The 3,350-nt window shown below is 58.5% G+C and carries 1 rRNA gene; it reads right to left on the bottom strand.

Features of this window, described 5'->3' with window-relative positions:
• Window positions 1-80 precede the first annotated feature (80 nt).
• A 23S ribosomal RNA gene (locus R2737_05485) occupies window positions 81-3,195 on the bottom strand.
• Window positions 3,196-3,350 lie beyond the last annotated feature (155 nt).

Below are 3,350 nucleotides of genomic sequence, written 5' to 3'. Positions count from 1 at the left end.
CCGAAACTCTATGGAGATATCAATCGTTCCCGACCGTATCTCGGGAACCGCATAGTGAACGCAAAGCAGAAATATATGTGAGGGTCAAGTCCTCGGCCTATTAGTACCGGTCAGCTCCACACATCGCTGTGCTTCCACCTCCGGCCTATCAACCCAGTCATCTAGCTGGGGGCCTTACCAGGTCAACCCTGTGGGAGCCCTCATCTTGAAGCGTGCTTCCCGCTTAGATGCTTTCAGCGGTTATCACTCCCGAACGTAGCTAACCAGCCGTGCTCCTGGCGGAACAACTGGCATACCAGAGGTTCGTCCATCCCGGTCCTCTCGTACTAGGGACAGCCCTTCTCAAGACTCCTACGCGCGCGGCGGATAGGGACCGAACTGTCTCACGACGTTCTAAACCCAGCTCGCGTGCCGCTTTAATGGGCGAACAGCCCAACCCTTGGGACCGACTCCAGCCCCAGGATGCGACGAGCCGACATCGAGGTGCCAAACCATCCCGTCGATATGGACTCTTGGGGAAGATCAGCCTGTTATCCCCGGGGTACCTTTTATCCGTTGAGCGACGCCGCTTCCACTTGCCAGCGCCGGGTCACTAATTCCGACTTTCGTCCCTGCTCGACCCGTCAGTCTCGCAGTCAAGCTCCCTTGTGCATTTACACTCGATATCTGATTGCCAACCAGATTGAGGGAACCTTTGAGCGCCTCCGTTACATTTTGGGAGGCAACCGCCCCAGTTAAACTACCCACCAGGCACTGTCCTTGATCCGGATCACGGACCTAAGTTAGACAGCCAGCACGATCAGAGTGGTATTTCAACGATGACTCCACATGGACTGGCGTCCACGCTTCACAGTCTCCCACCTATCCTACACAAATCGAACCGACCACCAATACCAAGCTGTAGTAAAGGTCCCGGGGTCTTTCCGTCCTGCCGCGCGTAACGAGCATCTTTACTCGTAGTGCAATTTCGCCGAGTCTGTGGTTGAGACAGCGCCCAAGTCGTTACGCCATTCGTGCAGGTCGGAACTTACCCGACAAGGAATTTCGCTACCTTAGGATGGTTATAGTTACCACCGCCGTTTACTGGCGCTTAAGTTCTGAGCTTCGCGACCGAAGTCACTAACCCGTCCCCTTAACGTTCCAGCACCGGGCAGGCGTCAGTCCATATACGTCGTCTTGCGACTTTGCATGGACCTGTGTTTTTAGTAAACAGTCGCTTCAGCCTGGTCTCTGCGGCCGTCACCAGCTTCGGGGGCAAGCCCCTACACCAGCGTCGGCCCCCCTTCTCCCGAAGTTACGGGGGCATTTTGCCGAGTTCCTTAACCACGGTTCACTCGATCGCCTTGGTATTCTCTACCTGACCACCTGTGTCGGTTTGGGGTACGGGCGGCTACACCACTCACTAGAGGCTTTTCTCGGCAGCATGGGATCATCCACTTCACCTCAATCGGCTCCCCGTCGGTTCTCAGGCACATGAGACGCGGATTTGCCTACGTCTCGCCCTACAACCTTGGCCGCGGACTACCATCGCCGCGGTTGGACTGCCCTCCTGCGTCACCCCATCGTTTGCCTACTACCGGGTCGGTTCGCACGCTCCACCAGCTCGCTCCGAAGAGCTCCCCGGTTTCGGGTGCTTAGCATCACCGGGCTCGGCATGGGCGCAATGTAACCGGTACGGGAATATCAACCCGTTGTCCATCGACTACGCCTGTCGGCCTCGCCTTAGGTCCCGACTTACCCAGGGCGGATTAGCCTGGCCCTGGAACCCTTGGTCATTCGGCGGACGGGTTTCTCACCCGTCATTCGCTACTCATGCCTGCATTCTCACTCGTGTGGCGTCCACGGCTGGGTTACCCCGCCGCTTCGCTCGCCACACGACGCTCCCCTACCCATCCACACGCCTGGACCCACAAGGGGCCGAGCAATGTGTGAATGCCACAACTTCGGCGGTGTGCTTGAGCCCCGCTACATTGTCGGCGCGGAATCACTTGACCAGTGAGCTATTACGCACTCTTTCAAGGGTGGCTGCTTCTAAGCCAACCTCCTGGTTGTCTGTGCGACTCCACATCCTTTCCCACTTAGCACACGCTTAGGGGCCTTAGTTGGTGGTCTGGGCTGTTTCCCTCTCGACTACGGAGCTTATCCCCCGCAGTCTCACTGCCACGCTCTCACTTACCGGCATTCGGAGTTTGGTTGACTTCAGTAAGCTTGTAGGCCCCCTAGGCCATCCAGTGCTCTACCTCCGGCAAGAAACGCGTGACGCTGCACCTAAATGCATTTCGGGGAGAACCAGCTATCACGGAGTTTGATTGGCCTTTCACCCCTACCCACAGGTCATCCCCCGGCTTTTCAACGCCGGTGGGTTCGGGCCTCCACGCGGTCTTACCCGCGCTTCACCCTGCCCATGGGTAGATCACTCCGCTTCGGGTCTAGGGCACGCGACTCAGTCGCCCTGTTCGGACTCGCTTTCGCTACGGCTTCCCCACACGGGTTAACCTCGCCACGTACCACTAACTCGCAGGCTCATTCTTCAAAAGGCACGCGGTCACCCGACGACCGAAGTCGTCCAGGCTCCCACGGCTTGTAGGCGCGCGGTTTCAGGTACTATTTCACTCCCCTCCCGGGGTACTTTTCACCTTTCCCTCACGGTACTTGTCCGCTATCGGTCACCAAGGAGTATTTAGGCTTAGCGGGTGGTCCCGCCGGATTCACACGGAATTTCTCGGGCTCCGTGCTACTTGGGATACCACTCGGGAGTGATCGACGTTTCGTCTACAGGGGTGTTACCTTCTGTGCCGGCCCTTTCGCATGGCCTTCGACTACGCCGATCGTTTCTGACTCCCTTCAGGTCCGCCAGAACCTGAAGAATGGTCCCACAACCCCGTCGCTGCAACGCCTGGCGGCTGTCACGCAACGACGGTTTGGCCTCTTCCGCTTTCGCTCGCCACTACTCACGGAATCACTGTTGTTTTCTCTTCCTGTGGGTACTGAGATGTTTCACTTCCCCACGTTCCCTCCACTCACCCTATGTGTTCAGGTGAGGGTGACTGGGCATGACCCCAGCCGGGTTTCCCCATTCGGACATCCCCGGATCACAGCTCGGTTGGCAGCTCCCCGAGGCTTTTCGCAGCCTCCTACGTCCTTCTTCGGCTCTTGGTGCCAAGGCATCCACCGTGCGCCCTTACTAACTTGACCACAAAGATTAGATGCTCGCGTCCACTGTGCAGTTCTCAAGAGACGGGCGGGCGCCCCGCCGTAAGTCACCGCGTACCGCCATCGGGCGATCGTTCGGTGCGACGGGGTCCCGGCCGGGCCCCGTAGGGCCGGCCCGAGGTGTGCGGTTGCCCGCG

It is taken from the genome of Candidatus Nanopelagicales bacterium (assembly GCA_041393815.1).
In the GTDB taxonomy this organism is placed as follows: domain Bacteria; phylum Actinomycetota; class Actinomycetes; order S36-B12; family JAWKJK01; genus JAWKJK01.
Note: the sequence above shows the minus strand (reverse complement) of the source record. Positions and strands in the feature narration are given on the sequence as shown.